Origin of the sequence: Bradyrhizobium sp. PRIMUS42, from assembly GCF_023006515.1 — a bacterium.
Taxonomy (GTDB): Bacteria; Pseudomonadota; Alphaproteobacteria; order Rhizobiales; family Xanthobacteraceae; genus Bradyrhizobium.
Genome location: NZ_JALBGZ010001362.1, coordinates 1 through 773 on the forward strand (window position 1 = coordinate 1; position 773 = coordinate 773).

At 65.5% G+C, this 773-nt stretch carries 2 protein-coding genes; one reads left to right on the forward strand and one right to left on the reverse strand.

All coding sequences use genetic code 11. From position 1 onward, the window contains the following. On the forward strand, positions 1-341 hold a 341-nt coding region (locus tag MOV75_RS40355), incomplete at its 5' end, for an AbrB family transcriptional regulator (protein WP_247008426.1). Positions 342-458: 117 nt separating this feature from the next. On the opposite strand, the gene MOV75_RS40360 is transcribed toward MOV75_RS40355, so the two are convergent. Then, positions 459-773 (reverse strand): disulfide bond formation protein B (locus MOV75_RS40360; RefSeq protein WP_247008427.1); only part of this gene is annotated, 315 nt, incomplete at its 5' end.

Below are 773 nucleotides of genomic sequence, written 5' to 3' on the forward strand. Positions count from 1 at the left end.
TGGTCGGGATCGGCGCGCTGATCGGCAGCCGTTTCGCGCGGATGCGGATTAAGACGCTCGCGGGCCACATCAACGCGGCGCTGGGCTCGTTCACGGTCGCGATCGCCGTCTCCGCCATTTTCGTCGGCATCGTCGCGCTGACCACGCAAGTCAAATTCTCCGACGTCGTCGTCGCCTTCGCGCCGGGAGCGATGGACGCCATGCTGGCCCTGGCGCTGACCTTGCACATCGATCCGATCTTCGTCGGAGCCCATCACCTCTCGCGCTTCGTGTTCGTGACGATCGCGACGCCGGGCATCGTGCATCTGTTCGGACGCACGCAGGACGACGTGGATGATTAGCAGAGCGCGGCTCTTGTAGGGTGGGCAAAGGCGCGTTAGCGCCGTGCCCACCATGTTTCAGCGATGTCACCAAGAATGGTGGGCACGCTTCGCTTTGCCCACCCTACGACAGCTTGCCTAGCGCTTCGCCGTCCGCATAAATCCCCACGCCGCGATCGCAGCCATGAGCAGCGAGATCAGCACGTTGTAGCCGGCGAGCGAGAGGCCGAGGAAGCGCCACTGCACCTCGTCGCAGCGCACCACCTTCACGGTATCGAGCCTTGAAAAGAGATCGCCGGCGTTGCCGAGGTTGACGACGGGACCGGTGCAATCGGTCGGCCCCTTCCAAAACCCCCATTCGACGCCGGAATGGTAGGCGCCGAGACCGGCATTTGCGAGCGTCGCCAGCGCGAGGATCGCGAGCCCGGCCAGCAGCAGCGGCCGCGGGGCGCC